Source organism: Mycobacterium sp. TH-M106 (genome assembly GCF_057473765.1).
Window position 1 is genome coordinate 1 of record NZ_JBYCLE010000555.1, and the last position, 4,140, is coordinate 4,140.

General features: G+C 70.2%; 4 protein-coding genes and 1 pseudogene. 3 read left to right on the forward strand and 2 right to left on the reverse strand.

The features are described 5' to 3' along the window. Together AC2VOP_RS19020 and AC2VOP_RS19025 are read right to left on the reverse strand one after the other, a co-directional pair. Positions 1–313 (reverse strand): annotated as a pseudogene (locus AC2VOP_RS19020) (family 65 glycosyl hydrolase); the annotation flags it as partial. 21 nt (positions 314–334) lie between these two features. Next, positions 335–1,069: a beta-phosphoglucomutase family hydrolase gene (locus AC2VOP_RS19025; protein WP_486962412.1), complete on the reverse strand. Its 735-nt coding sequence runs from the start codon at positions 1,067–1,069 to the stop codon at positions 335–337. A 110-nt stretch (positions 1,070–1,179) separates the two neighbouring features. Here AC2VOP_RS19025 and guaA point away from each other — a divergent pair, with 110 nt between their 5' ends. From guaA to AC2VOP_RS19040, 3 genes are all read left to right on the forward strand, one after another. Beyond that, a complete protein-coding gene (gene guaA, locus AC2VOP_RS19030) occupies positions 1,180–2,733 on the forward strand; it encodes a glutamine-hydrolyzing GMP synthase (protein ID WP_486962413.1) in 1,554 nt (517 codons plus the stop codon). Between the two features lie 163 nt (positions 2,734–2,896). Then, positions 2,897–3,622, forward strand: coding sequence for a hypothetical protein (locus tag AC2VOP_RS19035; protein WP_486962414.1), 726 nt, complete (start codon positions 2,897–2,899; stop codon positions 3,620–3,622). 39 nt (positions 3,623–3,661) lie between these two features. Next, positions 3,662–4,140, forward strand: a 479-nt coding sequence (locus AC2VOP_RS19040) for a Y-family DNA polymerase (RefSeq protein ID WP_486962415.1), incomplete at its 3' end; no start/stop codon positions are given.

A 4,140-nucleotide genomic window follows, 5' to 3' on the forward strand; every position in this document is an offset into this window, starting at 1 on the left:
CGTAGCGGACGTCGAACGGCTCGTCGTCGACCATCAGCCGGATGATCTTGCCGTTGGTGACGTTGACGACGGTCTGGCCGGCCTCGGGATAGCCGTAGCCGGCTTCGGCGTAGGGCAGTGGCCGCACCTCGTAAAACGAATTCAGGTAGGTGCCGGGCAGGCCCGACGGCTCACCTTCGTCGAGGTTGCCGCGCAACCCGATGTGCCCGTTGGAAAGAGCGAACAACGACTCGGCTTGCGCCTGCACCTCCAAGTCGAGATGGGTCTCGCGTACCTGCCAGGGTTCGACGGGAAAAATCTGTTCGGGAATCATCATCGCCGCCTACATTGCCGCCTACAGCAGTTCCGCAAGATCGGCGACCACGACGTCGGCGCCGCTGTCGCGCAGCTCCTTGGCCTGACCGACCCGGTCGACACCCACCACGAAGCCGAAGTTACCGGCCCGCCCCGCTGCCACACCGGCCAGGGCGTCTTCGAACACCGCGGCCGCGGCGGGAGGGACCGCCAGCAGCTGTGCGGCCCAAAGGAAGGAGTCCGGCGCCGGCTTGCCCGCGAGGTGTTCGGTGCGCAGCGTCACACCGTCGACGCGGTGGCCGATGAAGCGGTCGAGCCCGGTGACCGCCAGGATCTCGCCCGCGTTGGCGCTCGCCGACACCACCGCCGTGGACAAGCCCGCGCCGGCGACCGCCTCCAGGTAGCGCCGCGATCCGTCGAACACGGTGACGCCGTCGTCGTGCAGCGTCTGCTGGAACGCCGCGTTCTTGCGGGCGCCCAGGCCGTGCACCGTCTCCGCGTCGGGTGGATCGTCGGGGCCGCCCTCGGGCAGTTCGATGCCCCGGCTGGCCAGGAACGATCGCACACCGTCTTCGCGTTTCTTGCCGTCGACGAATTGTCGGTAGTCCGAAGCCGGGTCGAACGGGACGAACCTTTCCGCGGTGTGTTCGGCCCGCTGCTGCAGGTAGGCGTCGAACATGGCCTTCCAGGCCTTGGTGTGCACGCTCGCGGTGTCGGTCAGTACACCGTCGAGGTCGAACAGGCAGGCGTGCACCGTCTCGGGCAGACCCAGCACAGCGACTCCTTTCGGCTCAGGGCGGTACCACTACATCACGTCTGCACCGCGTCTGCAGCCCAACCGGCTGCGCTTTCGCCGTAGCGGCTGCGCCTCAATAGACTCAAGCCGTGCAGTCAGCATCGCCGCGTCCGGTTCTGGTGGTCGACTTCGGCGCACAGTATGCCCAGCTGATCGCCCGGCGAGTCCGCGAGGCGCGGGTGTTCTCCGAAGTCGTTCCGCACACCGAGCCGGTCGCCGAGATCAAGGCCCGCGACCCGCAGGCGATCGTGCTCTCCGGCGGGCCGGCCAGCGTCTACGCCGATGGCGCGCCGCAACTGGACCCGGCGCTGTTCGACCTGGGGGTGCCGGTGTTCGGCATCTGCTACGGCTTTCAGGCGATGGCGCAGGCCCTGGGCGGTACCGTAGCACGAACCGGCACCAGCGAATACGGCCGCACCGAGATGAAAGTTCTTGGCGGCGAACTGCATTCGGGCCTGGCTGACACGCAGCAGGTGTGGATGAGCCACGGCGACGCGGTCACCGCCGCGCCGGACGGATTTGAGGTGGTGGCCACCAGCGCGGCTTCCCCGGTGGCCGGCTTCGAAAACCGGACCCGCCGTCTGGCCGGTGTGCAGTATCACCCGGAGGTGATCCACACCCCGCACGGACAGCAGGTGCTCAGCCAGTTCCTGCACGAGTTCGCCGGCCTCGCCGCGGACTGGACGGCGGCCGGAATCGCCGACGCACTGGTCGAGCAGGTGCGCGAACAGGTCGGCGACGGCCATGCGATCTGCGGCCTGTCCGGCGGCGTGGATTCCGCGGTGGCGGCGGCGCTGGTGCAGCGCGCTATCGGGGCTCGGCTGACCTGTGTCTTCGTCGACCACGGGCTGCTGCGTGCCGGTGAGCGCGAGCAGGTGCAGCGCGACTTCGTCGCCGCCACCGGCGCGCGGCTGGTCACCGTCGACGCCCGGGACACCTTCCTGCAGGCGCTGTCCGGGGTGAGCAACCCCGAGGGCAAGCGCAAGATCATCGGCCGGCAGTTCATCCGCGCCTTCGAGGGTGCGGTGCGCGATGTCATGGGCGGCGAGGACGTCGAGTTCCTGGTGCAGGGCACGTTGTATCCGGACGTGGTGGAGTCCGGCGGCGGGACGGGTGCGGCGAGCATCAAGAGCCACCACAACGTCGGCGGCCTGCCCGACGACCTGAAGTTCACCCTGGTCGAACCGCTGCGGCTGTTGTTCAAAGACGAGGTGCGCGCGGTCGGTCGCGAGTTGGGCTTGCCCGAGGAAATCGTTGCGCGCCAACCGTTCCCGGGGCCGGGGCTGGGAATCCGGATCGTCGGGGAGGTCACCGCGGCGCGGCTGGACACGCTGCGGCGCGCCGACGCGATCACCCGTGAGGAACTGACCGCTGCCGGCCTGGACACCCAGATCTGGCAGTGCCCGGTGGTGCTGCTGGCCGACATTCGTTCGGTCGGCGTGCAGGGCGACGGCCGCACCTACGGCCATCCGATCGTGCTGCGTCCGGTGTCCAGCGAGGACGCCATGACCGCCGACTGGACCCGGGTGCCCTACGAGGTGCTGGAGCGCATTTCGACGCGGATCACCAACGAGGTGCCCGAGGTCAACCGGGTGGTGCTCGACGTCACCAGCAAGCCGCCCGGCACCATCGAGTGGGAGTAACCGTTCCCGGGTCACGTCCGTCACTTGCGTACGTCCGTCACATGCGTACGTCCGTCACTTGCGTACCGGAAACCGGGCCGGCTTGACCTTGTCGGTGGGGAGGTGTTCACTCGAATCAATCGAACATAGTTTCGAGTCGATTTCGAGGTTCCTGGAGGCGACTATGACGGCGGCTGTGGCCGTGGGGCGGCGTCATAACGACCCTGCTGACCAGCTGGAACAGCTGCGCCGGCAGATGGCGGCGGTGTCCGGGAAGGTGGGGCCCGGATGGTGCGGCGAAACGTCCGGTTCGGCGCCGGAATCTCTGCTGCCGGTCCCGGAGTCACTGGCCGAAGCGCTGCCCGCCGGGTTGCCGCGGGGAACGGTGGCAGTGGCCTCCGGAGCCCGGTCGCTGGCGTTGAGCATGGTGGCCGCGGTGACGGGCGCCGGGGGCAATGCAGTCATCGTCGGCCAGCCGGACACCGGGCTGCTGGCCGTCGCCGAGATGGGCGCCGACCTGAGCCGGCTGGCGGTGGTCCCCGACCCCGGCACCGATCCGGTGGAGGTCGCCGCGGTGCTCGTGGACGGAATGGATCTGGTGGTCCTCGGGCTGGGCGGGCGATCGGTGCCGGCGGCGCGGGCCCGGGCGGTGGTATCCCGCGCCCGCCAGAAGGGCTGCGCCCTGCTGGTCACCGGCGGCAACTGGCCGGGCGCGGCGCTGCGGCTGGATGCCCGGGTGCGTGTCTATGAGATAGCGGGTGGGGCAACGGAGCCCGGATTCGGGCGGATCAGCGCGGTGCGGCTCGAGGTGCAGGCGCGGGGACGGATGCCCGGGTCTGCAGCTGGGTCTGCAGCTGGGTCTCCAGCCGGATCTCGAGCCGGGTCTGCAGCCGGGTCTCCAGCCGGGTGAGGCGCTTCGGTGTCGTCGCGGGTGTTAGCGATCTGGTGCATGGATTGGCCCGCTGCCGCTGCGGCGGCCGCCGCGGGCCTGCCGGCTACCGCCCCGGTCGCGGTCACCTTGGCCAATCGGGTGCTGGCCTGCTCGTCGGCGGCCCGCGCCGCGGGAGTACGGCGCGGACTGCGGCGCCGGGAGGCCGCGGCCCGCTGCCCGCAGCTGCATGTGGTAGCCGCGGACACCGACCGCGACGCCCGGTGCTTCGAGCCGGTGCTCGCCGCGGTGGACGAACTGGTACCCCGCGCCCTCGGCGTTGAGGTGCTGCGGCCGGGGCTGCTGGTGCTGCCGGTGCGCGGGGCGGCCCGGGCGTTCGGCTCCGAACAGAACCTGGCCGAACGGCTGGTCGACGCGGTGGCTGTGAGTACAGCGGCCGGCACCGAATGTCAGGCCGGGATCGCCGACCGGTTGTCCACCGCGGTGTTCGCCGCCCGCGCCGGTCGGGTGATAGAGCCGGGCTGCGACGCGCGGTTTTT

Coding starts and splice junctions, on each gene's coding strand:
- AC2VOP_RS19035 (WP_486962414.1), top strand. CDS start 2,897: ATGACGGCGGCTGTGGCCGTGGGGCGGCGTCATAACGACCCTGCTGAC.